The sequence below is a fragment of the Nonomuraea sp. NPDC050478 genome (assembly GCF_044458265.1).
Taxonomy (GTDB): Bacteria; Actinomycetota; Actinomycetes; order Streptosporangiales; family Streptosporangiaceae; genus Nonomuraea; species Nonomuraea ferruginea.
Genome location: NZ_JBITHT010000002.1, coordinates 770653 through 794283 on the forward strand (window position 1 = coordinate 770653; position 23631 = coordinate 794283).

Consider the following 23631-nt stretch of genomic DNA (forward strand, 5'->3'; position numbering starts at 1 on the left):
CCAGCCTCCGCACACGGCGAAGCCGCGACCTCGCCTTCGAGGCCGCGGCTCGCTGTCATGGATCAGACGGCGTGGTAGACGTCCTGCCAGCCGGAGTTCCAGCCCTTCGGGCCCCAGTGGTCGCCGCGGCTCACGTTCACGTAGATGTGAGCGACATCCTTACCGGAGAACGAGAAGTGCTTCGGGTGCTTGTGGCAGTTCTTGAACCGCTCGAAGGAGGTGTCGCCGTCGTTGGTGACGACCTTGAAGGTCTCCCACGCGCACTTGTTCTTGCCCCACCACTTGTCGTTGTGGAGCTTGCTGTGGACGTCGAAGGTGTCGACGTGCTTCCACACCCACACGCGCTTCTTGTCCTTCTTCTTCACCCACCAGCACTTCTTTTCCCCGTCGTGCCACTTGCAGACCTTCTTGGGGGTCCAGACGGTCTTCCAGTACCAGTGCTTGTAGGTCTTCTTCTCCACCTTCACATGACCCTCGGCCTTGGCGTTGTGGTCACTGGAGTGGTACGGGCCCCAGCTGTCGTAGGAGGCGGAGGCACTGGTCGTCGTCGTCGCGCTCGCCGCGGCGGGGGCGGCGACGGCCACCATGGAGGCGGCCGCGACGCCGATCAGGATTCGAGTTGCGAATCGCACTTGAGGGCTCCTCGGGAAGAGGTCGGTTCTGCTGTCGGGTCATTGATAAGCGGAACCGATTGCCCCCGGCTTGCAAGCCGCTTTAACGTCGCCTTATCCGGCGGCGGTCACCGAACCCGCGTACTTCTGCGCGATGAAGTCCTTCACCTTCTGGTCCTGGAGCAGTTTGCCCAGCGTGACGATGTCCGGGTCCTGCTCCTGCCCGGCGGCGACGACCAGGCCGTTCACGTACGGGTTGTCCTCGCCCTTCTCCAGGGTCAGGGCGTCGGACGCGGGCTTGAGTCCGGCCTCCATGGCGTAGTTGCCGTTGATCACGGCCGCGTCCACGTCGTCCAGGGAGCGCGGCAGCTGCGCGGCCTCCAGCGGCTCGAACTTCAGGTTCTTCGGGTTGCCGGTGACGTCGCGCTCGGTGGCGGCGGTGCCCGCGCCCTCCTTGAGCGTCACCACGCCGTTGTCGGCGAGCAGCTTGAGCGCGCGGCCCAGGTTGGTGGCGTCGTTCGGCACGGCCACGGTGGCGCCGTCGGCCAGGCCGCCGAGCTCGGTCACCTTCTTGGAGTACAGGCCGAGCGGCTCCAGGTGGACCGGCGTGACGAAGGCCAGGTCGGTGCCCTTGGAGGCGTTGAAGTCGTCCAGGTACGGCTTGTGCTGGAAGAAGTTGGCGTCCAGCTTGCCCTCGCTGAGCTGGACGTTCGGCTGCACGTAGTCGGTGAACTCGACGATCTCCAGGTCCAGGCCGGCGGCCTCGGCGAGGTTCTCGTCGATGTAGGCGAGGATCTCGCCGTGCGGCACCGGGCTGGCGCCGACCTTGAGCGCGCCGTCCTGCTCGCTGGTCGCGGACTGCGACGCACCGCATGCGGCGAGCGACAGAGCCAGCGCAGCAGCACCCACTATTCGACCAAATTTCATGATCTTTCCTTTACTTGTGCGATAGACGCCGGGCGGCGTAGTCGCCCAGGCTCTGCATGAGTTGCACGATCACGACCAGCAGCACGACGGTCGCCACCATCACGCCGGTCTCGAACCGCTGGTAGCCGTACCGGATGGCCAGGTCGCCCAGCCCGCCTCCGCCGATGGTCCCGGCCATGGCCGTGTAGCCGATGAGCGCGACCACCGTCACCGTGATCCCGGCGACGATCCCCGGCAGCGCCTCGGGCAGCAGCACCTTGGCCACGACGGTGGCGCGGCCCGCCCCCATCGCCTGCGCGGCCTGGATCACGTCCCGGTCCACCTCGCGCAGGGAGGTCTCCACCAGCCGGGCGAAGAACGGCACGGCGCCGACGGTGAGCGGCACCACCACGGCGGCGGTCCCGATGGTGGTGCCGACGACCAGCCGGGTGAACGGGATGATGGCGATCATCAGCACGATGAACGGCAGCGACCGGCCCACGTTCACGACCATCCCGAGCACGGACTTAAGAGCGGGCAGCGGCCGCAGCCCGCCGCGGTCGAACGCCACCAGCGCCACGCCCAGCGGCAGCCCGAGCAGCACGGTCAGCAGCGCCGACCAGCCGACCATGATCGCGGTCTCGACGGTGGCCTCCACCAGCAGGGGCGCCATCTCTTCCCAGGTCATGACACCTCCACCAGCAGCCCGCTCTCGCGGAGATAGTCGAGCGCGGCCGGAGCCTCGTCACCGGTGAGCGCGACCCGCAGCCGGCCGGCCGAGCCGCCGGCGATCTCCTCGATCGCGCCGCCCAGGATGCTCACGTCCACGTCGAACTTGCGCACCACCTCCGACACCAGCGGCCGCTGCGGGTCGCCGGTGAAGGTGAGCGTCACCGAGCCCGCGGGCGCGGGACCGGGCAGCGGGAAGATCTCCCGGGTGAGGCGCGCGCCGGGGGTCCTGATGAGGTCGGCGACGGCGCCCGACTCCTCGACGCGCCCGCCGGACATGATGGCGGCCGAGTCGCAGACGCTCTTGATGACGTCCATCTCGTGCGTGATGAGCAGGATCGTCAGGCCCAGCTCCGTGTTGAGCCGCTTCAGCAGGTCCAGGATCGACTGGGTGGTGGTGGGGTCGAGCGCGGAGGTGGCCTCGTCCGACAGCAGCACGGCCGGCTTGCCGGCGAGCGCCCTGGCGATGCCGACGCGCTGCTTCTGCCCGCCGGAGAGCTGGTGCGGGTGGTCGCGCTCGCGCCCGTCCAGCCCCACCAGCTCCAGCAGCTCGGCGACGCGGCGGCGGCGCTCCGCCCTGGGCACGCCCATGACCTCCAGCGGGAAGGCCACGTTACCCGCCACGGTCCGCGAAGAGAGCAGCGCGAAATGCTGGTGGATCATGCCGATGCGGCGGCGGGCGCGGTTGAGGTCACGGCCGCCGAGCCCGGTGAGCTCCTGGCCGGCCACCCTGACCGTGCCGGAGTCGGGCCGTTCCAGCAGGTTGACGCAGCGCAGCAGCGTGCTCTTGCCGGCGCCGCTGCGCCCCACCACGCCGTAGACCTCGCCTTCGCGCACGCTCAGGTCCACGCCGTCCAGCGCGACGGTGCGGCCGTACGCCTTGCGCAGGCCGGAAACCTCGATCACGACACTTCCCCATGGCTGAAAGGCGGCCCATGGCCGCGGAGCTGGAAACGATCCCGTACGAGAGCCGGTCGCTCTATCGCGAACCCGGATGGAACGGCAGATGGCTCAGCCGGCGCAGCACGTAACAGGGCATGATCACGGGAAGACCTTCGAGGGAGGGCGGGCGGTTATCGGGCCTGGCGGGCGGTCATCCGCCCCATGCGCAGGCGACAACACCGGCCGGATCGGCGATGCGCGTGTCCCTCGGTCATGCTCATCCCAACGACGCCCCGCAGCGCGGCTATTCCTGACTCAGGGGGTGACGTCGCTCACTCGGTAGGGGTCGCGGAGCGGCTCGGCCCGCCGGGCGAAGTCGGCCTTGATCGCGCGCATGCGCGGGCCCGGCTCGTAGAAGCGTCCCTTGGTCTCCCCGTACGGCTGGAGCCAGCCCTTCGCGGCCAGCTCCCGCAGGTCGCGGGCGGCCTGCCCCTGGCTGAGCCCTTCGTCGGCCTGGTAGCGGCTCCGGCGCAGCCTCCGGTTGACGAACACCTCGTAGAGCGCGGACACAGAGCGGGTGTTGAGCCCGTCGGCGTCGACCCGCTCTTCGAGCAGCATCCAGATCTCCCCTGCCTGGGTGAGCCGCTGACGGACGCGCTGGGCCTGCATGTGGTGGCAGCGCAGGCAGAACCTGACCCAGGGCAGCGTGTCGCCGTGCGGCCCCCACTGCCGCCCGCCGACCCGGCCGAGCATCTCGTAGTAGTGGAGGGTGGTGCGCTGCTGGCCGAGCCACTCCTCGATCGAGCAGAACTCGGGCGTCGTGATCCGGTCGCGCCCGAGGACCAGGGTCTGCAGCGCCCTGGACATCCGGCCGTTGCCGTCGCGCCAGGGATGGATCTTGACGAGGTTGAGATGCGCCATGGCGGCACGCACGTAACTAGGCGCGCCGAGGTCGCCGTGGTTGAGCCAGGCGATCAGCTCGTCGAGGAGGCCGGGCACCAGCTCGGCGTCGGGACCCTCGTAGACGACCCCGCCCGTCTCCGAGTCGCGGATGTAGATGCCGCCAGGCCGGACGACGCCCGGCCCCTTCTGCCTGTGGTGGCCGATCATCATGAAGTTGAGCGCGTTGAGCAGGCCCTGGTCATAACGGAACGCCGGGGCCTCGGCCAGGAGCCGGACATAGGTGAGCGCCTGCTGGTAGCCGGCGATCTCCCGGGTCACCCGGTCGGACGCCTCCAGCGGCTCCTCCCCTTCCATGATCGACTCGATGTCCTCGACGCTGGCGTGGTAGCCCTCGATCGAGTTGGAGCCCTGGATCGCCCTCGCCCGCAGCTGGCGACGCAACTGGCCGTCCCAGCGGTGGGTCTCGGCCAGCCGGTATTTGAGATCGCGGCGCATGTCCTCGATCTCCACCAGCACGGCCTTGTCGGCCGGCTCCAGCTCGGGCGTCCCGTACAGCATGGAACCATGGAAGCATGACCGAATCATTCGGTCAAATGAGCGGATGATTCGGTCATTTGGGAGATCTGCCGATCGAGGATGCGTATCGCACGATCCGCCGTGAGGTGTCCGAGCAGCAGGTCGGAGGCCAGCCCGTCGGTCAGCGCCAGGAGGGTGTCCGCGGCCGTCGCGGGATCGGCGGTGAGCCCTTCCAGGCGCTCGGCCACCGCCGCGGACAGCAGGGCGCGGCCCTCCCGGTAGCGGGCGGCCATGGTGTCGTCGTTGAGCGCGCGGAAGAAGACCGCCACGCCGACCAGCGTCGCCGTCCGGGCCTCGGCGTCCAGCGGCAGCATCGCCAGGAGCAGTGCGCGCACCAGGTCGCGAGGCGTGGCGGACTCCATCCCCGTCAGGCTGCGCCCGAGGCGTTCTCTCAGCTGATCGCGCAGGCGGGCGGTCGCGTACAGGAGCATCTCGTCCTTGCTCGCGAAGTAGTGCTGGACCAGCCCGATGGACATGCCCGCCGCCGCGGCCACCTCGCGCATGCTGACCGCCTCCAGGCCGCGCGAGGCGGCGATGCCCCACAGCGCCTCGGTGATCTGCTCGCGCCGCTGCTCGTGGTCGACCTTCTTCGGCATCCGCCCGCCTTCCCGATTTTCGCCATATGATCGTACGACAAAGGACGCAATACGATCGTATGGCAAAGGAGGGTGAGATGCCGAAGATCGGCCGCTTCGCCACGCCCGCCGCGCGGGCGGCGTACGAGAAGGTCTATGACGAGACGCTGGCCGCGCTGCCGTCACCGGCCGGGACGCATGACGTGGCGACGCCGTTCGGGCGGGTGCGCGCGTACCGGTTCGGCGAGGGCGGCGGCACGCCGCTGGTGCTGCTGCACGGCAAGTCGGCGACCGGCGTCATGTGGCTGCCGAACCTCCCCGGGCTGGCCGCGGCCCGCCCCGTGTACGTGCTCGACCTGCTCGGCGAGGGCGGCCGCAGCGAGCAGACCGCGCCGATCAAGGACGCCGGCGACCAGGCCGCCTGGCTGTCGGCCGCGCTCGACGGGCTCGGGATCGGCGCCGCCCACCTGGTCGGCATGTCGATCGGCGGCTGGCTGGCGTGCAACCAGGCCGTGCGGGATCCGCGCCGCGTGGCCTCGATCAGCCTGATCGACCCGGCCAACACGCTGGCCCCTATACCGGCCGGGCTGATCCTGCGGACGATCCCGGTCATGCTGCCGTTCGTCTCGCGCTGGGCGCGGCCGCGCTTTCTCAGGTGGATCGACGGCACCGGCGGCGAGATCGCGCCGGACGACCCCGTGGCCCGGCTCATCTCCGCCACGATGGCGCACTACCGGCCCGCGCTCCCGCCTCCCGCGCGCTTCACCGACGAGCAGCTGCGCTCCATCACGGTGCCCGCGCTGGTGCTGGTGGCCGGGCGCAGCGTCATCCACGACCCGGCCCTGGCGATCCGGCGGGCGCGCGACCTCATCCCCGGCGTGCGCGCCGAGCTGTGGCCGGAGGCGACGCACTCGATCTCCGGCCACTTCGCGTCCGAGGTGAACGAGAGCGTGCTGGAGTTCACCGCCTCCCTCCCTTGAGACCTCCCCATACGGAAGACGCCCCGCCGGAGCGGGGCGTCCTCGTACGGATCAGGCGGCGACGCTGCCGGCCACCTGAGCCGGGACGAGCGCGATGTCCAGGACCTCGCGCACGTCGCTGACCGCGTGGATGGTGAGCTCGTCGCGGACCTCCTGGGGCACGTCGTCCAGGTCCGGCTCGTTGCGCGCCGGGATGAGCACCGTGGAGATGCCCGCCCGGTGCGCCGCCAGCAGCTTCTGCTTGACGCCGCCGATCGGCAGCACCCGGCCGGTGAGCGAGATCTCGCCGGTCATCGCCACGTCCCCGCGGACCTGCCGGCCCGACAGCAGCGAGGCCAGCGCGGTCGTCAGCGTCACGCCCGCCGACGGGCCGTCCTTGGGCACGGCGCCCGCCGGGAAGTGGACGTGCACCGAGCGGTCCTTCAGCGCGGTGACCGGCAGCTCCAGCTCCGCGCCGTGGGAGCGCAGGTAGGACATCGCGATCCTGGCCGACTCCTTCATCACGTCGCCGAGCTGGCCGGTCAGGGTCAGGCCGGTCTCGCCGGTCTCCGGGTCGGCCAGCGACGCCTCCACGTAGAGCACGTCGCCGCCCGCGCCGGTGACCGCCAGGCCGGTGGCCACGCCCGGCACCGAGGTGCGCTGGGCGTTCTCCGGCAGCGACGACTCCGGCACGAACCTGGGCCTGCCCAGATAGGCGGTCAGGCCGTCGGCGCCGACCGTGACCGGGAGCTCGTCTCCGGCCGCGACCTTGCGCAGGATGCGGGCGACCGACCGCTCCAGGGAGCGGACGCCGGCCTCGCGGGTGTACTCGGTGGCCAGCCTGCGCAGCGCCTCGTCCTCGACGGTGACCTCCTCGGCCGTCAGGCCGGCCAGCCCGAGCTGACGGGGCACCAGGTGGTCGCGGGCGATGGCGACCTTCTCGTCCTCGGTGTAGCCGTCGAGCGTGACGACCTCCATCCGGTCGAGCAGCGGGCCGGGGATCGCCTCCAGGACGTTGGCCGTGGCCAGGAAGAGCACGTCGCTCAGGTCGAGCTCGACCTCCAGGTAGTGGTCGCGGAACGTGTGGTTCTGCGCCGGGTCGAGCACCTCCAGCAGCGCGGCCGTCGGATCGCCCCGGTAGTCGGCGCCGACCTTGTCGACCTCGTCGAGCAGCACGACCGGGTTCATCGAGCCGGCCTCGCGGACGGCGCGGACGATGCGGCCGGGCAGCGCGCCCACGTAGGTGCGCCGGTGGCCGCGGATCTCCGCCTCGTCGCGGACGCCGCCGAGCGCGACGCGGACGAACTTGCGACCCATGGCGCGGGCGACCGACTCGCCGAGCGAGGTCTTGCCGACGCCGGGAGGGCCGGCCAGGGCGAGCACGGCGCCGCTGCGCCGGCCGCCCACCACGCCGAGCCCCTTCTCCTGGCGGCGCTTGCGCACGGCCAAGTGCTCGATGATGCGGTCCTTCACGTCGGACAGGCCCGTGTGGTCGGCGTCCAGCACCTCGCGGGCGCCGACGATGTCGTAGTTGTCCTCGGTACGCACGTTCCACGGCAGGTCGAGGACCGTGTCGAGCCAGGTGCGGATCCAGCCGGTCTCCGGGGACTGGTCGGAGGTCCGCTCCAGCTTGTCGACCTCCTTGAGTGCGGCCTCGCGCACCTTCCCGGGCAGGTCGGCCGCCTCGACGCGGGCGCGGTAGTCCTCCTCCTCGGTCTCGGCCGAGTCGCCGTTGAGCTCCTTCAGCTCCTTGCGGATGGCGGCGAGCTGCTGGCGCAGCAGGAACTCGCGCTGCTGCTTCTCCATGCCCTCCTGGACGTCCTTGCGGATCGTCTCGGCCACGTCCAGCTCGGCCAGGTGCTCGCGGGACCATTCGACCAGCTTGGCCAGCCGGTCGGCGGGGTCGCCGGCCTCCAGCAGCTCCACCTTCTGGGCGGTGGACAGCCACGGGGTGTAGCCGGAGCTGTCGGCCAGCACCGAGGGGTCGTCGATCTGGTTGACCTGGTCGACCACCTGCCAGGCGCCGCGCTTCTGCAGGATGGTGGTGGCCAAGGCCTTGTACTCCTTGGCCAGCTCGGTGGCGCGCTCACCGGCGGGGACCGCGTCCACGGTCACGGCCTCCACCCACAGCGCCGCGCCGGGGCCGGTCGTGCCGGCGCCCATGCGCACCCGGTCGACGCCGCGGACCACGGCGGCGGGCTCGCCGCCGGGCAGCCGCCCGACCTGCTCGACGACGGCGCGCACGCCGACGGCGCCGTAGCGGCCGTCGATGCGGGGAACGAGGAGCACCTGGGGCTTGTTGCCACCGGATGCCTGGGCCGCGTCGATCGCGGCGCGCACCTCGGAGTCGGACAGGTCCAGGGGAACCACCATGCCCGGCAGCACGACGGCGTCGTCCAGCGGCAGAACCGGCAGGATCAAGCTCTCACTCATGCGAACTCCAAAGGGTTGAGTTATACCGACTCAATTCATCGGAGCCTCGTAATGTTCCCTTGCTTGCCGATGTTCGCTCAGAGCGAGCGTAATCATGTAAGTGATACCTAAGGGTGAGAGCGGATCAGACCTGGGTGCGACGCGCGGCGCGTACCCGGCTCGTAGTCTTCAACCGTGTTCTCGGCCGTGCTGCGCCCCATCCCTCTCGTGCTCTACAAGGGCGAGGCCGACCCGCCCACGCCCCGGTCCCGCCGGCTGGCCATGCCGGTGCCGCGCTGGCTCGGGCTGCTGCCGTTCCGCACGCTCGACCTGGTGCGGACGGTCGACGCGCTGCTGGCCCTCGTCCTGTTCCTGACCACCTACGACCGGGTCCTCCAGCACGACGGACGCCTGGCCGTCGCCTATCTGGCCGCGCTGGGGGTCGCGGTGCCGCTCGTGCTGCGCGACCGGAGGCCGCTGGCGGCCTGGCGCGCCTCGCTGGCCCTGCTGCCCGCCGGGCTCTGGGTCTCCTTCGAGCTGGGCATCGACTACGAGGACAACCCCTACACCCCGGAGATGGTGCTCTCCTACCTGCTCGTGGCCTACTCGGTGGCGGTGCGCTGCGATCGGCGGATCACCGGCGCCGCCTGGGTGATCAGCGTGCTGGTGATGTGGATCGCCTTCCCCAACGGCATGCCGCTCGGGTCGGTCATCGTGGGCGCCGTCATGCTCCTCGGTTACAACGTCCGGGTGCGGCGCAGCGCCACCGAGCGGCTCGCCCTGGAGGAGCGGCGCAGCCAGGAGGCCATGGGCGCGCAGGCCGTGCTGGAGGAGCGCGCCCGCATCGCCCGCGAGCTGCACGACGTGGTGGCCCACCACATGTCGGTGATCGCGATCCAGGCCGAGGCGGTGCCGCTCAAGGCGGCGGGCGACCCGGCCCAGCTGGAGGCGGGGCTGGCCGGCATCCGCGCGCTGTCGCTGGAGGCGATCGCCCAGCTCCGGCAGGTGCTCGGCGTGCTGCGCGACGAGGAGGGCCGCACCGACACCGCCCCGCAGCCCGGCCTGGAGCAGGTGGACGACCTGGTGGCCAACGCGCGGGCGGGCGGGCTGTCCGTGCTGGTCAGGCGGCCCGAGTCGCTGGAGGGGGTGCCCCAGGCGGTGGGCATGTCCGCCTACCGGATCGTGCAGGAGTCGCTGAGCAACGCGATGCGCCACGCCCCCGGCGCGACCGTCGTGCTCGACATCGGCCGCGACGACCACGGCGTGCGCCTGCACATCACCAACGGCCCCGGCTCCTCCCCCGCCCACTCGCCGGGCGCCGGTCACGGGCTCGTCGGCATGCGCGAGCGGGCGGCGCTGCTCGGCGGCACACTGGAGGCGGGGCCGGTCCCGGTGGGAGGCTTCCAGGTGACCGCGGTGCTGCCGACCGGACGGGGTTCAGGGTGATACGGGTTCTGATCGCCGACGACCAGGGCATGGTGCGCACGGGCTTCACCGTGTTCCTGAGCTCCCAGCCCGACATCGTGGTCGTGGGCGAGGCGGCCGACGGGCGGGAGGCGATCGAGCGGGCCGCCGAGCTGGCGCCCGACGTGGTTCTGATGGACGTGCGGATGCCGGTGATGGACGGGCTGGAGGCCACCCGGCGGCTGTGCTCGCCCGGCTCGCGGTCCAAGGTGCTCATCCTGACCACGTTCGACCTCGACGACTACGTCTACGAGGCTTTGCGGGCCGGCGCCAGCGGGTTCCTGCTGAAGGACGCCTCGGCCGCCCAGCTCGCCGAGGCCGTCCGGGTGGTGGCGGCCGGCGACGCGCTCATCTCACCGGGCGTGACCAGGCGGCTCATCCACGAGTTCGCCCGGCTGGGGCCGCGGCCCGCGCCCTCGGCCGTCCGGCTGAGCCAGCTGACCGAGCGCGAGAGCGAGGTGCTCACGCTGGTCGCCCAGGCGCTGTCCAACCAGGAGATCGCGCGGAAGCTGGTGCTGGCCGAGCAGACGGTCAAGACGCACGTCGGGCGGGTGCTGATGAAGCTGGGGCTGCGCGACCGCGCTCAGGCGATCGTGTACGCCTACGAGACCGGGCTGGTGCGGCCGGGCGAGTGACGGGCCGGGGTTCCGGTCGTACAGTCGGCTGGTGGACCTGGTCAAGCTGTTCCATGACGTGGTGGAGACGGTGCCCGCGTACCGGGCGTTCCTGGCGGAGCACGACATCGACCCCGCCCAGATCCGGACATTTCAGGATTTTGTGGGCTTGCCGATGACAAGCAAGGACACGTACACGCGACGCCACCCGCTCCCTGACCTGTGCCGTCATGGGGTGATCGGTGACATCGTCGCGGTGTCGTCCGGGTCGACGGGTGAGCCCGCGTTCTGGCCGCGCACCGCCGCCGACGAGAAGGCCGTCGCGGCCCGCTTCGAGGAGGTGTTCCGCGACTCCTTCGCCGCCCACGAGCGGCGCACGCTGGCGGTGGTCTGCTTCACGCTCGGCACCTGGGTGGGCGGGCTGTTCACGCTCGCCTGCTGCCGCCGGCTGGCCGAGCTCGGCTACCCGGTGACGGTGGTGGCGCCGGGCGGCGACAAGCGGGAGATCCTGCGGGTGGTGCCCGAGCTGGCGCCGCACTTCGACCAGGTGGTGCTGCTCGGCTACCCGCCCTTCCTCAAGGACGTGATCGACGCCGGGCTGCCCTGGTCCCGCTGGCAGGTCAAGCTGGTCACCGCCGGCGAGGTCTTCAGCGAGGAGTGGCGCACGCTGGTGGCCTCCCGCGCCGGCATCGCCGATCCGGTGCGCGGGATCGCCTCCCTGTACGGGACGGCCGACGCGGGCGTGCTCGGCAACGAGACGCCGCTGTCGGTGGAGATCCGCCGCTTCCTGGCGGAGCGGCCGACGGTCGCGCGTGAGCTGTTCGGCGAGTCGCGGCTGCCCACGCTGGTCCAGTACGACCCGGGGGCGCGCTTCTTCGAGGAGCACGAGGGGACCCTGCTGTTCTCCGGCGACAACGGCATCCCGCTGATCCGCTACCACATCGCCGACGACGGCGGCCTGATCCCGTACGAGCGGATGCTGGCCTTCGTCCGCGACCACGGGCTGGAGCCGTCGGCGCCCGGCCCCGAACGGCCCTTCGCGTACGTCTTCGGACGCAGCCGCTTCACCGTGTCGTACTACGGGGCGAACGTGTACCCCGAGAACATCTCCGTGGGGCTGGAGCAGCCGGAGGTGGCCGGGCTGGTGACGGGCAAGTTCGTGATGGAGGTGGCGGAGGACGAGCGGCGCGACCGGCACCTGACGGTGACGGTGGAGTTGGCCCCCGGCGAGAAGCCGTCGGACGGCACGGCCGAGGCCGTGGGCGCGTCGATCCTGTCCCAGCTGCGGCGGCTCAACAGCGAGTTCGCCCACTACGTGCCGGAGGCGCGCCAGACGCCGGTGATCCGGCTGCGGGAGACCGGCGACCCTGACTACTTCCCCCCGGGGGCTAAGCACCGCTACACCCGCTGATTCCCCCGGAGGCCAAGCACCGCCACACCCGCTGATTCCCCCGGAGGCCAAGCACCGCCACACCCGCTGATTCCCCCGGAGGCAAGCACCGCCACACCCGCTGACTCCCCCGGAGGCAAGCACCGCCACACCCGCTGGCGTCCCGAAGGTGGCGGGCCCCACCCCTGACGCGGGGGTCGGCCGGTCATCCTTCCGGCGTCGCGATCCGACTCCGGTACTACCCGCAAGATCAGCCCGTGCGGTGACGCGGAATCCGGGTCCGGATCCGTACCTTCGACGCCATGCGATTCAGGCACGGGATCCTCGGCATGCTGGCGCTCGGCGCGCTGCTGGCCCCACCCGCCCAGTCCAGCGGACGGCTGGTCCGGGTCTACGGCGATGTGGCCACGGCCGACCGGGTGGCGGTCATCGTACCGGGCGCCGACATCACGGCGGAGACCTTCGACACCGGCAGCCACCGGCCGGGCGGCTCGGCCCGCGCCCTCCTGGCCGAGGCGGACGACCAGTCACCGGGCACGCGCCTGGCGGTCGTCGCCTGGCTGGGATACGACTCCCCACCGACCTGGAGCCTGAAGGTCATGACCGACTCCGCGGCCGGTGAAGGCGCGCAGGCGCTCCGCGGCATGGTCACCGACCTCCGCCGCCGGACCGCGGCCCCGATCGCGCTCCTGTGCCACAGCTACGGCTCGGTGGTCTGCGCCGAAGCCGCCGCCTCCGGCCTCCCGATCGCGGATCTGGCCCTCGTCGCCAGCCCCGGCGTGGAGTTCCCCGCCGCCACGTTCAGCCCCGTGCGGGTCTGGGCCGGCCTGGGCTCGGACGACTGGATGAGGTTCGTCCCGAAGACCAAGCTGGGCCCCCTGGGTTTCGGCCAGGACCCGACGGACCCCGCCTACGGCGCCCGGCTGTTCGACGCGGGCGAGGCCGGCCACAGCGACTACTTCCGCCCCGGCTCCACGTCCCTCCGCAACCTCACCCGGATAGCTCTCGGCCACATTGAGGAGGTCGGCCGTCCCCCGCCAGGGAAGACGACCACTGGGCCATGAGCGCGCGATCGCCGCCTCTCCGGGCGCATGCGGCACCGTCCCCCGGACGGCCACCGCTTACATGCAGCGCTGTTCCGGCAGGCCAGCGCTTGCCTCCGGCACATGCAGCGCCGTCCCCGACAGACCATCGCTTGCCTCCGGCACATGGAGCGCCGTCCCCCGGACGGCCATCGCTTGCATGCGGCGCTGTTCCGGCAGGCCACCGCTTGCCTCCGGCACACGCGGCACCGTTCCCGGCAGGCCACCACTGGAGGGTGCAGTCCTTACTCCGACCGGCCATGCTTGCTGTGCTCGCGGCCTCGATCCGAGTGAGCACGGCGATGAGTTGGAGTATGTCGGCCCACACCGTGACCGATGCCGTCCTCGACGTCCGCATCATGACGGTTCGCTCGGCGAGATCGGGGGTCGACATCCTGCTGGCCGACTGGAGCGGCGTGCTTCTGCCGCACCTGCTCGCCGCACCCGATCCACGGGTGGTCACCGTCAGCAGTGAGGGGCAACGCTTCGCCCGCTTCGACCTGGACAACCTCAACGCCGAACGCCGCTACCGCACGGCGTTCGCCTATGTGCAGTCCAAGCGGGCCAACCTCTACTTCGCCGTCGAACTGCAGCGCCGGGCCGACGCCGCCCGGCTGAAGCTGCGCAGCATGGCCGTGGCGCCCGGGCTGACCCGCACCAACGTGCTCACCGGAGGCGCCAACGGCAGCAGAGAACGGCTGCATGCGACTCGTACGCGCCTGCTGGTCCGCGTCGCCTTCTTGCCCACTCTGGAGGGCGCGAAGACCTCCCTGTACGCGGCGACCGTGCCCGATCTGCCCGGCGGCAGCTACATCGTTCCGGACGGGCCGCTGCAACTGCGCGGCGAGCCGACTCCCCGTACTCGCGAGCGCGCCATCCACGACACCGCCACGGCCGCTCACCTCTGGCGGCTGTCCGAACGGCTGGCCGGCGTCACCTATGTCCTGTCCGCCGCCGCGGCGACCCGCCTGCCGTAGTGTTAAACGCCGTTGAGTACGCCTACAGGACGTCTTCGCCGGGCCAGTTGCGGAGAACCCCTGAGGGTCGGCGGTGGGCCTGACGAGCCCGGTGAGCCCGCTGAGCCTGCTGAGCCCAGTAAGGCCGGTGAGCCCAGTAAGGCCAGACCCGGCGTCCGCAGCCGCCGGTACGCACCAGGGCGTCCCTACAGGTTCGTAGCCGCGGGCTCGTCGGGAAGCCGGGCGCGAAGGGCTTCCAGGTCGGGGAGGAACCAGAGCTCGTCGCCTCGGTTGGCTTCGCGTACCCAGTCCCTGAGGGCACCGCTGGAGGCCACGTATTCGGAGATGTCGCCGATGACGGCGACCTTGATGCGGTAGTTGGCGAACTTTTGGATGATCTCGCCGGCGACGCGGGTGCTGAGGCGCCAGAAGTCCTCGTGCAGCCTGCCTGCGGGGATGGCCACGAGGTGAGCGCGGTGATACCAGGAGTCGCCGATCAGGTCGAGGGCGTCGCGCTCCGTCCGCACCGGCGGGCCGTCCGCCTCGCACAGCAGGACACCGGGCATCGGGGTGGCGGGAGCGGGCTGGTCAGGCATGCGAGATCTCCAGGAGTAGGTCCGGCCGGTCACGGGCCGGGCAGGTCATGCGCCCAACGGGCGGGTCGGTGATGCGGCTAACGGACGGGGCTTTAATGCGACTAACAGGCGGGTCGGTGGCCTGGCGGGCGGTCAGAAGTACGTCTGGTGGGCTGGGCCGGTCATGGCGCCGACGGGTCGAGGGCTACCGTTTGACCAGGGCGTGAACAAGACGGAGCACCTGGGCGAATGCGCCTGGCGGGCTCGGCCAGTCATGACGCCGGTCGGTCCGGTCTACCGTTTGACCAAGGGCGTCGACCAGCCGGAACACCTGGGCGGATGCGCCTGGTGGGCTGGGCCGGTCGTGACGCCGGTCGGTCGGGGCTACTGCTTGACCAGGGCGTCGATCAGCCGGAGGACCTGGGCGGTCGCCTCGAGGTCGCCCAGGACGACGACTTTCAGCCGGCCGCGTTCCTCGTCGTACACGCATTCGGCGCGGACGCCGGTGGGCCGGCCGCCGAGCGAGGCCAGGAGCATGGTGCTGACCCTGTCCATCTCGGCACGGTCGATGCCGTCGACGTTGACGATGGCCGACGCCTCGGCGTGCCGACTGGCAGGGGGTGGGGCGATCGGCAGGCCGGTGAACGCCTCAAGGTCTTCGCGGGCGATCCGATACTGCTTGCCGATCTTGACGGCCTTCAACCGGCCGTCACGGACGTACGCGCGGACGGTCTTGACGTGCAGGTCGAGCAGGTTGGCCACCTGCTCGACGGTATATCGTTCCATATACTTCCTCAACCTACCCTATTCCAGGGAGTGATAGGGAATGGATCGCCGTTAGTGAAGAAGCTCTCGGGACCGGAGAGGCGGACGTACGTTGCCCGCATGGAACTGATCGAGCTGACCCCTCAGTTGCGTCTCCTCCGTTTCCCCGTCGGCAACGCCTACCTGTGGCACGAGCGCGACGCGCTGACCCTGATCGACACCGGCGTGGCGGGGTCGGGCAAGGACGTCGAGGGCGCGATCCGCTTCCTCGGCTTCACCCTCGCCGACCTGCGGCACGTGATCGTGACGCACGGGCACGACGACCACCACGGCGCGCTGGCGGAGATCGCGGCCGATGCCACCGTCATGGTCCACCGGGCCGACGCGCCGGTGGTGCGGGGAGAGGCCGCGCAGCAGACGCCTGAGCGGGCGGACATGCCCGAGTGGGAGCGGGAGATCTACGACAGCCTGCCTCCGATGCCTCCCGTGCCCGCGGCCCGGGTGGACCGGGAGCTGGAGGGCTGCGAGGTGATCGACTTCGGGGGCGGCGCCGAGGTGATCCCCATTCCGGGACACACCGACGGCAGCATCGCGCTGCACCTGCCGGCGCACCGGCTGCTGTTCGCCGGCGACACCGTCGCGAACGTGAACGGGCAGGTCATCCTGGGCGTGTTCAACGCCGATCGGGCCAGGACGGCCGCGTCCTTCCGTCGGCTGGCCGACCTGGACCTGGGCCTGGTCTGCGTCGGGCACGGTGACCCGATTTCCGGCGACGCCTCCGCGTGCCTGCGCGAGGTCGCGGCCCGGCTCTGAGCCGCATACCGCCTGCGCGAGGCGGCGGCCCGGCTTTGAGCCGCATGCCGCCTTCGCCCCCCTGCGCGAGGTGACGGCCCAGCTCTGAGCCGCATGCCGCCGCGCCTGCGCGAAGGTCGCGGCCCAGCTCTGAGCCGCATGCCGCCGCGCCTGCGCGAAGGTCGCGGCCCGGGTCTGAGCCGTATGCGCGAGGGACGCCGCCCGTGATCCTGGTGCCCGGGGTTGAGCTGCGGGGAATGCCTGAGGCCGCCGGCTGTGCTGCTGCCTGGGGAGGTTCGCAATGGACGACGGGCACATCGAGCTCCGATCGGCGCGTGGCCGGTGGGTGCTGGCGGCGACCGTGCTGGGGTCGGGGCTGGCGATGCTCGACAGCACGGTGGTCAACGTGGCGCTGCCCTTCCTCGGCGCCGAGCTGGGGGCCGGCATGGCGGGCCTGCAGTGGACGGTGAACGCCTACACGCTCACGCTCGCCGGTCTGATCCTGCTGGGCGGCTCGCTGGGCGACCGGTTCGGCAGGCGCCGGGTGTTCCTGATCGGGATGGTCTGGTTCGCGCTGGCGTCGGCGCTGTGCGCGGCGGCGCCGACGATCGAGTTCCTCATCGCGGCCCGCGCCCTGCAGGGGGTGGGTGGGGCGCTGCTCACGCCGGGCTCGCTGGCGATCATCCAGGCGTCGTTCTCCAAGGCGGACCGGCCGCGGGCGATCGGCGTCTGGTCGGGGCTGGGCGGGGTGGCGAGCGCGGTGGGGCCGTTGCTGGGCGGGGCGATGGTGCAGACGGCCGGCTGGCGGTGGGCGTTCCTGATCAACCTGCCGCTCGCGGCGCCGGCGCTGCTGGTGGCGGCCCGGCACGTGCCGGAGAGCAGGGACGAGCAGGCGGCGGGCCGTTTCGACGTGCTGGGGTCGGTGCTGGCCGCGCTGTCGCTGGCCGGGATCACGTACGGGCTGATCGAGCTGGACGCGCCGGTGCCGCTGGTCGCGGGCGTGGTGCTGGGAGCGGCGTTCGTGGTGCTGGAGTGGCGCCGGTCGCCGGACGCGCTGGTGCCGGTCGGCCTGTTCGCCGACCGGGTGTTCTCGGCGGTGAACGCGGTCACGCTCGTCATGTACGGGGCGATGGGCGTGGTGTTCTTCCTGCTGGCCGTGCAGTTGCAGGTGGTGTCGGGGTTCTCGCCGCTGGCGGCGGCGTCGGCGCTGCTGCCGGTGACCGTGCTGATGCTGCTGCTGTCGCCGCGCGCCGGCGAGCTGGCCAAGCGGCACGGGCCGCGCTGGCCGATGACGGGCGGGATCCTGCTGGCTGGCGTGGGGTTCGTGCTCATGAGCACGATCGGCGCCGACGTGTCGTACGCGCTGGTCGTGCTTCCGGCGGTCACCGTGTTCGGGCTGGGGCTGTCGGCGGCGGTCGCGCCGCTGACCGCGACCGTGCTGGCCACCGCCGACGACCGTCACGCGGGCACCGCGAGCGGGATCAACAACGCGGTGGCGCGCACCGGCGGGCTGCTCGCGGTGGCCGCGGTGCCGCCCCTGGTGGGGCTGGTCGGGGACGCCTTCAGGAACCCGGCGGTGTTCGACGCGGGGTTCCGCCGGGCGATGCTGGTCAGCGCGGTGATGATGGGCGTGGCGGCGCTGGTGACGGCCGTCGCCGTCAGGGAGAACGTGCTCGACCCTCAGAAGGTGAAGGCCTGACTGCGGACGCTGTTGTCGAAGTTGGACTCCAGCAGCTCCGGCTCCCCGACGGTGCGGATGCCGGGCAGCCTCGTCAGCAGCGTCCTGAACATGGTGCGCAGCTCCTGCCTGGCCAGGTTGGCGCCGAGGCAGAAGTGGGGGCCGGGGCCGCCGAAGCCGACGTGCGGCTTGGTGTCGCGGGTGATGTCGAACCGGTCGGGGTCGGGGAAGACGGACTCGTCGCGGTTGGCCGAGCCGTAGAAGAGCACGACCTTGTCGCCCTTCTTCAGCTCCAGCCCGCGCAGCGAGTAGTCCTGCGTGAGCGTGCGCCGGAACTGCATGATCGGCGAGACGTGGCGCACCATCTCCTCGATGGTGTTGCCGATGTGCGCGTCGAAGTCGCTCATGAGCAGCTCGCGCTGCGCCGGGTTGTCGGTGAGCAGCTTGATGCCGTGGGCCATGGTGTTGCGCGCGGTCTCGTTGCCGGCGACCAGCAGCAGCGCGAAGAACGAGCCGAGCTCGCGGTAGGTGAGCTTCTCGCCGTCGGGGTTGGCGGTGACCAGGAGGGAGACCAGGTCGCCCTTGGGGTCGGCGGCGCGTTCGTGGCCCAGCTTGATCACCATGCGCTGGAGGGCGAGCAGGGCCAGCATGTTCTGCCCGGCCATCTGGACGGTGCGGGCCAGGCTGGGCCGGATGCCGGTGTAGGCGGTGGAGATGTCGACGTGCTTGTGGACCCGTTCGCGCCACTCCTGCGGGATGTCGAGCATGTCGCAGATGACGTGGATGGGCAGCCGGGCGGCGACCTGCTGGACGAAGTCGCGCGGCCCCTGCGCGACGGCGTCGTCGACGATGCGCCCGCAGGCCGACTCGATGTCGGACTGCAGCCCCGCGAGCATCTTGGGGCTGAACGAGCGGGTCACGATGCGGCGCAGCCGGGCGTGTCGCGGGTCGTCCATGTTGACCATCGACTCGCCGAACACCTGCTTGACCCAGCCGGGCGGCTCGGGGTTGGTGACGGCCGGCTCGCTGGAGAAGACCTTGGCGTTGCGGCTGGCCTCGACCACGTCGGCGTGGCGCACCAGGGCGTAGAAGCCGGCGCCGGAGCGCAGGAACGGCACCTTCTTCTCCGGGAAGAACACCGGATGGTCCAGCTGCCGGAGCCGGGCGAACGCCTCGTGCCGCTCCTTGAGCGGCCTGCGCCAGAAGTCAAGATCAGCGAGGTCGATGTCCACGTGCCTATCCTGGCACGTTCCCGGGGCGTTCAATCCGGGTTCGGCTGGGCGCGACATGACTTGAGGTGTGAATGTTCTGCTCTCCGCGTGCCTGATTCTTCCCCTCGTCACCGGTACGGGCGCGGCGCTCCCGGCGTGTTCCGGCGCCCCCTCCGACTTCGACGGCGACGGCCGTCCGGACCTGGCCGTGGCCGCCCCGTACGACGACCGGCGGTCCGGTTCCGTGACCATCCTGTACGGGTCGGGACGCGAACAGCGGCTGGCCCAGGACGAGCCCGAGCCGGGTGACGCGTTCGGCGCGTCGCTGGCCGTGGGCCACTTCGACGGCGACCGGTGCGCCGACCTGGCGGTGGGGGTGCCGGACGAGTTCCTCGGCGACCGGGTGCCCGGCGCGGACGGGAACGGGGTGGTGCGGCTCTACCACGGCTCCCCCGGCGGGCTGCGGCCCGGCGAGGAGCTGTCGCTGCACGAACCGTCGAGCGACCGGTTCGGGGCGTCGCTGGCCGCCGGCGACTTCGACGGCGACGGCCGGGACGAGCTGGCCGCGGGCGCTCCCGGGCGCGGCCGGGGCGGCGGGGTGACGGTGTACTGGATGAAGGGGCGCGACCCGTACCCGATCACCCAGCGCACCGGCTGGGTGCGGCAGGCGGCGCGATCCACCGACGGGTGGGGAGAGACGCTCGCCGCGGGCGACTTCGACGGTGACGGGCGCGACGAGCTGGTGGTGGGCGCGCCCGCCGACACGGTCACGAAGGACGGCCAGGGCTCGGTCACCGTGCTGGACCCGCACCGTCGGCGGGCGCTGCGGCTGACCCAGAGCTCGCCGGGGGTCGCCGGCTCGGCGGAGAAGTGGGACGCGTTCGGCGCGGCGCTGGCGACCGGCGACTTCGACGGCGACGGGCGCGACGACCTGGCCATCGGCGTCCCTGGCGAGGGGCTCACCGCCGGGCAGCGGGCGATGGACTACGGCGACGGCGCCCTGCACGTGGTGTACGGGACCCGGAACGGGCTGCGCGGCGCCCGGTCGGAGATGTGGACGCAGCGGCTGCTGAAGGGCGAGCCGCGCTACTACGACCGGTTCGGGGCGTCGCTGGCGGCGGGCGACCTCGACGGCGACGGGGACGACGAGCTGGCGGTGGGGGTGCCCGGCGAGGACTCGGTGCAGGTGATGCCGGGCTCGCCGCGGGGCGGCCTGTCCCGGTACGGGGACGTACGGATCAAGGAGAAGGGCAGCACGGTGTCGGTGCTGCCCGCGCCGGGCGGGGGGCCCGCCACGCTGGTGGTGGCCGCGCCGGGCAGGGGCGTCGTGACGTCCCTGCCGGGGAGGCGCGGCGAGGGGGCGGCGCCGCGGTTCGGCAGGGCGCGCGAGATGGGCTCCGGCGAAGGGTTGTACGGATACGCGCTGGGCGCCCGGTGACCGGCGGCCGCGGCGTTCAGGCCGACTCGGCCGGGATGGTGGTGCGGTGGGACGTGCGGGCGGGGGCGCCGCGGCGGGAGACGTAGTCGAGGGTGCGGAAGTCGACCGACAGCTCGTCGCCCGTCAGCCGGGCCATGAGGTACCCGCGCCGCTGGTCCATGTACGAGATGTGCGGGTTCTCCGCCAGGGACTCGGCGATCCAGGTGCGGTCGCGGTAGCCGTCGCCGTCGCTGGCGATCGAGGTGGCGATCAGTTCGCGGGCCACCACGGGCGCGTCCGGGTCGTCGAAGTCGGTCTTGAGGTCGGCCAGGTGGTGCATGTGGGCGTCGCCGGTGAGGACGACGGGGTTGGCGGTGCCGGACAGGGCGTTCAGCACGCGGGTGCGCTCGGGGGCGTAGCCGTCCCAGGAGTCGAGGTTGACGTCCCGTCCCGGGCCGGCGCGGAAGTCGCGGTGGGTCATCATGATCTGCTGGCCGAGCAGGTTCCAGCGGGTGTCGGAGCCCTGGAGGCCGTCCTCCAGCCAGCGCCACTGGCCGTCGCCGAGCAGGGTGCGCCCGGTGGACAGGCGCTCGTCGCAGCCGGAGCGCACGCCGTCGCCGCAGGCCTGGTCGTCGCGGAACTGCCGGGTGTCGAGCAGGTGGAAGCGGGCGAGCGAGCCCCAGGAGACGCGCCGGTTCACCTGGATGGCGGCGCCGCGCAGGCTGCCGCGGCGCAGCGGCATGTTCTCGTAGTAGGCGCGGAAGGCGGCGGCCCTGCGCCGGGCGAAGGCGGGGGCGCCGGTGCTGGAGACGGGGCCGGCCCAGTTGTTCTCCACCTCGTGGTCGTCGAACGCCACCAGCCAGGGGGCGGCGGCGTGCGCGGCCTGGAGGTCGCGGTCGCTCTTGTACTGGGCGTGCCGCAGCCGGTAGTCGGCCAGGGTGGCGCACTTGCCGGGGGTGTGGGTACGGACCCGCTTCCCGGACAGCGCGGTGTAGCCGCTCGGCGCGTACTCGTACAGGTAGTCGCCGAGGAACACCACCAGGTCGGGCTCCTGCTCGGCCAGGCGCCGGTAGGCGGTGTAGAAGCCGTGCTCGAAATGGGCGCAGGCGGCGACGGCGAAGGCCAGCGGCGTCTCCACGCCGGCGGCGGGCGTGGTCCTGGTGCGGCCCTCGGGTGAGAGCCGGCCTTCGGCGCGGAAGCGGTAGAAGTACTCCCTGCCCGGGTCCAGGCCCTCGACCTCGACGTGCACGCTGTGGGCGTCGCGGGCGCGGGCGGTGACCGTACCGGAGGTGACGATCTCGGAGAAGCGCTCGTCGGCGGCGAGCTGCCAGCCGACGTCGACGTCGCGGGAGGGCATGCCGCCGAGGCCGGCGCCGCCGAGCGGGTCGGTGGCCAGGCGGGTCCAGAGCACGACCCCGCCGGGGGACGGGTCTCCGGAGGCGACGCCGAGGGTGAACGGGTCGGCTCTGAGCGTTCTGCGCGACGTGCCGGCCCGCGGGGCGAGGAGGCCCGCGGCGGCCGCGGTGAGGAAGGATCTGCGGTCCACGCTCCAGGTATGTCCGCACCCGCTGACCAGGCCGTGAAAGCGGCGTCAAAGGGGGATGAACAACACCCGTCGCCCTCCTCCGGCCCCCGGCTCACTCCAGGTGGGCGCGGAGGGCCGGGGCACCGGTGTAGCGGACCGCCCGCATGCCGGCCGCGCGGGCGCCCTCGACGTTGTCCTCGCGGTCGTCGACGAAGAGCACGTCGGCGGGGTCGGCCGCGAGCTCGGCGGCGACGTGCTCGTAGATCCGCCGGTCGGGTTTGACCAAGCCGAGCCGGGCGCTGTAGAAGCGGTGCGGGATGGCGGCGATCCAGGGCAGCTCGTCCAGGGCGTCGGCGACGCAGGCGGGCGCGTTCGACAGCAGGGCGACGTCGCGGCCCTGCTCCAGCAGCTCGCGCAGGATCGCCAGGGAGCCCTCGTCGGGGTGCGACCAGCTGGCCGCGTCCATGGCGATCAGCCGGTCGAGCTCGGCCGCGGACAGGGACCGGCCCGCGGCCTTCGCCCAGTACTCGGCCGGGCCGAGGGCGCCCCGGTCGAACTCCAGCCGGTGGGCCCAGTATTCACGCAGGAACTCGGCGGGGTCGGCGCCGGCGGCACGGGCCATGGCCTCCGCCTCGGCGACCGGCTGGGCGAGGGACAGGACGTTGCCGTAGTCGAAGAGGATCCATCTCATCCGAGGAATGGTCGCAGATGCGGCCCGAGCGCCGGGCAGCCGAGGTACTTCTCGGCGGTGTGGAAGTCGATCCAGTCGAGGTTGACCAGCTCCTCGGCGTCAACGCCGGTGAAGCAGCCGGCCAGCGCGGGCGGGATGGCCGCGATGTCGTCCTTGTCGGCGATGTTCACCCAGCGCCGCACGCCCTTGGGCCGCTCGCCGCGACCGTTGACCGGGGCGGGCAGCAGCCGCTCGAAGATCACCTCACGCATGCCGAGCGGGCTGCCCAGCGTGATGAGCAGGTCCGTCTCCAGGTCGGGATAGGCCCAGAAGGTCTCGTACGTGACGACGCTGCCGAGAGAGTGGGCGATGACCACCCTGGGCCGGTTACGGCGGATGGTGTCGGCGACCGCCCCCCTGACCCGCTCGCGCCTGCCCTGGTCGGTGAGGTACGCGGCGACCTCGGGGGCGAACAGCTCGGCGAACGCGGCCGACCGGCCCTCCAGCCGGGACAGCACCCAGGCGGTGAACGACCTCAGCGTACCGGTGACGTACTCGCCGAAGCCGAGGTTCGCGGCCCAGCCCGCCGCCTCGCCGCGGGCGGCCCGCAGCGAGGCGGCGCGCGTTGCGGCGGGGTCGCGGAGCAGGTGGGAGAAGTACGCGACCTCGCTGAAGTACGTCCTGGCCGGGCCGCCGAGCGAGGCGTGCAGGTAGCGGTCCCACTTCTCGCGCATGGCCGTGGCCGCCCCGGCGGCGGACCCGCCCGCCCTGAGGTAGTAGTCGTACTTGCCGATGCCGTGCACGCCGACGATGCCTGCCGTCATGACTCCCCCAGGTGATGGATGCGCGATAGTGGCATACGCCGCTTGCGGGGCGCCGTCAACCCCGCGGAATCACGCACATACCGGGGGTGTTGGGGGTATGACAGGAAATGTCGTT

Annotated in this window: 22 protein-coding genes; 9 read left to right on the forward strand and 13 right to left on the reverse strand. The window is 71.7% G+C overall.

What is annotated here, in order from left to right; genetic code table 11:
- Nucleotides 1-62: 62 nt before the first annotated feature.
- The 6 genes from ACIBF7_RS11560 to ACIBF7_RS11585 all read right to left on the reverse strand — a co-directional run bounded on the left by ACIBF7_RS11560 (nucleotide 63) and on the right by ACIBF7_RS11585 (nucleotide 5203).
- The gene (locus ACIBF7_RS11560) at nucleotides 63-632 is read right to left on the reverse strand and encodes a hypothetical protein (protein WP_148032474.1); all 570 of its coding nucleotides are present in this window, start codon (nucleotides 630-632) and stop codon (nucleotides 63-65) included.
- Nucleotides 633-725: 93 nt separating this feature from the next.
- Nucleotides 726-1538 (reverse strand): MetQ/NlpA family ABC transporter substrate-binding protein, encoded by an 813-nt coding sequence (locus ACIBF7_RS11565; RefSeq protein WP_397197034.1) that lies wholly within the window; start codon nucleotides 1536-1538, stop codon nucleotides 726-728.
- A gap of 10 nt (nucleotides 1539-1548) precedes the next feature.
- Entirely contained in the window at nucleotides 1549-2205 is a 657-nt protein-coding gene (locus tag ACIBF7_RS11570) for a methionine ABC transporter permease (RefSeq protein ID WP_397197035.1), read from the reverse strand.
- Nucleotides 2202-3152 carry a methionine ABC transporter ATP-binding protein gene (locus tag ACIBF7_RS11575; RefSeq protein ID WP_397197036.1) on the reverse strand — a complete coding sequence of 317 codons (951 nt, stop codon included), beginning with the start codon at nucleotides 3150-3152 and terminating at the stop codon, nucleotides 2202-2204. Before ACIBF7_RS11575 ends, ACIBF7_RS11570 begins: the two co-directional genes overlap by 4 nt.
- A 291-nt stretch (nucleotides 3153-3443) precedes the next feature.
- A complete protein-coding gene (locus ACIBF7_RS11580; RefSeq protein WP_364227537.1) occupies nucleotides 3444-4589 on the reverse strand; it encodes a Fic family protein in 1146 nt (381 codons plus the stop codon).
- A 23-nt stretch (nucleotides 4590-4612) separates the two neighbouring features.
- Nucleotides 4613-5203, reverse strand: a complete 591-nt coding sequence (locus ACIBF7_RS11585) for a TetR/AcrR family transcriptional regulator (protein ID WP_397197037.1) — start codon at nucleotides 5201-5203, stop codon at nucleotides 4613-4615.
- A gap of 77 nt (nucleotides 5204-5280) precedes the next feature.
- Here ACIBF7_RS11585 and ACIBF7_RS11590 point away from each other — a divergent pair, with 77 nt between their 5' ends.
- Complete coding sequence (locus ACIBF7_RS11590; RefSeq protein WP_397197038.1) at nucleotides 5281-6162, forward strand: alpha/beta fold hydrolase; 882 nt, start codon at nucleotides 5281-5283, stop codon at nucleotides 6160-6162.
- Between the two features lie 51 nt (nucleotides 6163-6213).
- Here ACIBF7_RS11590 and lon read toward each other — a convergent pair whose 3' ends face one another.
- The gene (gene lon, locus ACIBF7_RS11595) at nucleotides 6214-8574 is read right to left on the reverse strand and encodes an endopeptidase La (RefSeq protein WP_219544522.1); all 2361 of its coding nucleotides are present in this window, start codon (nucleotides 8572-8574) and stop codon (nucleotides 6214-6216) included.
- A 174-nt stretch (nucleotides 8575-8748) separates the two neighbouring features.
- On the opposite strand from lon, the gene ACIBF7_RS11600 reads away from it, so the two are divergent.
- The 5 genes from ACIBF7_RS11600 to ACIBF7_RS11620 all read left to right on the forward strand — a co-directional run bounded on the left by ACIBF7_RS11600 (nucleotide 8749) and on the right by ACIBF7_RS11620 (nucleotide 14080).
- Nucleotides 8749-9999 (forward strand): sensor histidine kinase, encoded by a 1251-nt coding sequence (locus ACIBF7_RS11600; RefSeq protein WP_397197039.1) that lies wholly within the window; start codon nucleotides 8749-8751, stop codon nucleotides 9997-9999.
- The gene (locus tag ACIBF7_RS11605) at nucleotides 9996-10652 is read left to right on the forward strand and encodes a response regulator (RefSeq protein ID WP_397197040.1); all 657 of its coding nucleotides are present in this window, start codon (nucleotides 9996-9998) and stop codon (nucleotides 10650-10652) included. Before ACIBF7_RS11600 ends, ACIBF7_RS11605 begins: the two co-directional genes overlap by 4 nt.
- 31 nt (nucleotides 10653-10683) lie before the next feature.
- Nucleotides 10684-12042: a phenylacetate--CoA ligase family protein gene (locus ACIBF7_RS11610; protein WP_397197041.1), complete on the forward strand. Its 1359-nt coding sequence runs from the start codon at nucleotides 10684-10686 to the stop codon at nucleotides 12040-12042.
- 281 nt (nucleotides 12043-12323) lie between these two features.
- Nucleotides 12324-13085, forward strand: a complete 762-nt coding sequence (locus tag ACIBF7_RS11615; protein ID WP_397197042.1) for an alpha/beta hydrolase — start codon at nucleotides 12324-12326, stop codon at nucleotides 13083-13085.
- Between the two features lie 332 nt (nucleotides 13086-13417).
- Nucleotides 13418-14080 (forward strand): hypothetical protein, encoded by a 663-nt coding sequence (locus ACIBF7_RS11620; protein WP_397197043.1) that lies wholly within the window; start codon nucleotides 13418-13420, stop codon nucleotides 14078-14080.
- 185 nt (nucleotides 14081-14265) lie between these two features.
- Here the strand turns inward: ACIBF7_RS11620 and ACIBF7_RS11625 are convergent, their stop codons facing one another.
- Nucleotides 14266-14655: a DUF4180 domain-containing protein gene (locus ACIBF7_RS11625; RefSeq protein ID WP_397197045.1), complete on the reverse strand. Its 390-nt coding sequence runs from the start codon at nucleotides 14653-14655 to the stop codon at nucleotides 14266-14268.
- 363 nt (nucleotides 14656-15018) lie between these two features.
- Nucleotides 15019-15420: a helix-turn-helix domain-containing protein gene (locus tag ACIBF7_RS11630; RefSeq protein WP_397197046.1), complete on the reverse strand. Its 402-nt coding sequence runs from the start codon at nucleotides 15418-15420 to the stop codon at nucleotides 15019-15021.
- A gap of 99 nt (nucleotides 15421-15519) precedes the next feature.
- On the opposite strand from ACIBF7_RS11630, the gene ACIBF7_RS11635 reads away from it, so the two are divergent.
- On the forward strand, nucleotides 15520-16212 hold the full coding sequence (locus tag ACIBF7_RS11635; RefSeq protein WP_397197047.1) for an MBL fold metallo-hydrolase: 693 nt from the start codon (nucleotides 15520-15522) through the stop codon (nucleotides 16210-16212).
- Between the two features lie 280 nt (nucleotides 16213-16492).
- Nucleotides 16493-17890, forward strand: coding sequence for an MFS transporter (locus ACIBF7_RS11640; RefSeq protein WP_397197048.1), 1398 nt, complete (start codon nucleotides 16493-16495; stop codon nucleotides 17888-17890).
- On the opposite strand, the gene ACIBF7_RS11645 is transcribed toward ACIBF7_RS11640, so the two are convergent.
- On the reverse strand, nucleotides 17872-19101 hold the full coding sequence (locus tag ACIBF7_RS11645) for a cytochrome P450 (protein WP_261808643.1): 1230 nt from the start codon (nucleotides 19099-19101) through the stop codon (nucleotides 17872-17874). The genes ACIBF7_RS11640 and ACIBF7_RS11645 overlap by 19 nt on opposite strands.
- Nucleotides 19102-19168: 67 nt before the next feature.
- On the opposite strand from ACIBF7_RS11645, the gene ACIBF7_RS11650 reads away from it, so the two are divergent.
- Entirely contained in the window at nucleotides 19169-20518 is a 1350-nt protein-coding gene (locus tag ACIBF7_RS11650) for an FG-GAP-like repeat-containing protein (RefSeq protein ID WP_397197049.1), read from the forward strand.
- A gap of 16 nt (nucleotides 20519-20534) precedes the next feature.
- Here ACIBF7_RS11650 and ACIBF7_RS11655 read toward each other — a convergent pair whose 3' ends face one another.
- The 3 genes from ACIBF7_RS11655 to ACIBF7_RS11665 all read right to left on the reverse strand — a co-directional run bounded on the left by ACIBF7_RS11655 (nucleotide 20535) and on the right by ACIBF7_RS11665 (nucleotide 23516).
- Nucleotides 20535-22043: an alkaline phosphatase D family protein gene (locus ACIBF7_RS11655; RefSeq protein ID WP_397197050.1), complete on the reverse strand. Its 1509-nt coding sequence runs from the start codon at nucleotides 22041-22043 to the stop codon at nucleotides 20535-20537.
- A 91-nt stretch (nucleotides 22044-22134) separates the two neighbouring features.
- Nucleotides 22135-22713 carry an HAD family phosphatase gene (locus tag ACIBF7_RS11660; protein ID WP_148032493.1) on the reverse strand — a complete coding sequence of 193 codons (579 nt, stop codon included), beginning with the start codon at nucleotides 22711-22713 and terminating at the stop codon, nucleotides 22135-22137.
- Entirely contained in the window at nucleotides 22710-23516 is an 807-nt protein-coding gene (locus ACIBF7_RS11665; protein WP_397197051.1) for a hypothetical protein, read from the reverse strand. The genes ACIBF7_RS11660 and ACIBF7_RS11665 overlap by 4 nt, the downstream gene beginning before the upstream one ends.
- Nucleotides 23517-23631: the final 115 nt, after the last annotated feature.

What these genes read in the sequence shown, in the direction of transcription:
- ACIBF7_RS11665 (WP_397197051.1), bottom strand. Translation starts at nt 23,516, where the DNA reads ATGACGGCAGGCATCGTCGGCGTGCACGGCATCGGCAAGTACGACTAC.
- ACIBF7_RS11570 (WP_397197035.1), bottom strand. Translation starts at nt 2,205, where the DNA reads ATGACCTGGGAAGAGATGGCGCCCCTGCTGGTGGAGGCCACCGTCGAG.
- ACIBF7_RS11625 (WP_397197045.1), bottom strand. Translation starts at nt 14,655, where the DNA reads ATGCCTGACCAGCCCGCTCCCGCCACCCCGATGCCCGGTGTCCTGCTG.
- ACIBF7_RS11565 (WP_397197034.1), bottom strand. Translation starts at nt 1,538, where the DNA reads ATGAAATTTGGTCGAATAGTGGGTGCTGCTGCGCTGGCTCTGTCGCTC.
- ACIBF7_RS11640 (WP_397197048.1), top strand. Translation starts at nt 16,493, where the DNA reads ATGGACGACGGGCACATCGAGCTCCGATCGGCGCGTGGCCGGTGGGTG.
- ACIBF7_RS11615 (WP_397197042.1), top strand. Translation starts at nt 12,324, where the DNA reads ATGCGATTCAGGCACGGGATCCTCGGCATGCTGGCGCTCGGCGCGCTG.
- ACIBF7_RS11660 (WP_148032493.1), bottom strand. Translation starts at nt 22,713, where the DNA reads ATGAGATGGATCCTCTTCGACTACGGCAACGTCCTGTCCCTCGCCCAG.
- ACIBF7_RS11585 (WP_397197037.1), bottom strand. Translation starts at nt 5,203, where the DNA reads ATGCCGAAGAAGGTCGACCACGAGCAGCGGCGCGAGCAGATCACCGAG.
- ACIBF7_RS11635 (WP_397197047.1), top strand. Translation starts at nt 15,520, where the DNA reads ATGGAACTGATCGAGCTGACCCCTCAGTTGCGTCTCCTCCGTTTCCCC.
- ACIBF7_RS11620 (WP_397197043.1), top strand. Translation starts at nt 13,418, where the DNA reads ATGTCGGCCCACACCGTGACCGATGCCGTCCTCGACGTCCGCATCATG.
- ACIBF7_RS11580 (WP_364227537.1), bottom strand. Translation starts at nt 4,589, where the DNA reads ATGCTGTACGGGACGCCCGAGCTGGAGCCGGCCGACAAGGCCGTGCTG.
- ACIBF7_RS11590 (WP_397197038.1), top strand. Translation starts at nt 5,281, where the DNA reads ATGCCGAAGATCGGCCGCTTCGCCACGCCCGCCGCGCGGGCGGCGTAC.
- lon (WP_219544522.1), bottom strand. Translation starts at nt 8,574, where the DNA reads ATGAGTGAGAGCTTGATCCTGCCGGTTCTGCCGCTGGACGACGCCGTC.
- ACIBF7_RS11630 (WP_397197046.1), bottom strand. Translation starts at nt 15,420, where the DNA reads ATGGAACGATATACCGTCGAGCAGGTGGCCAACCTGCTCGACCTGCAC.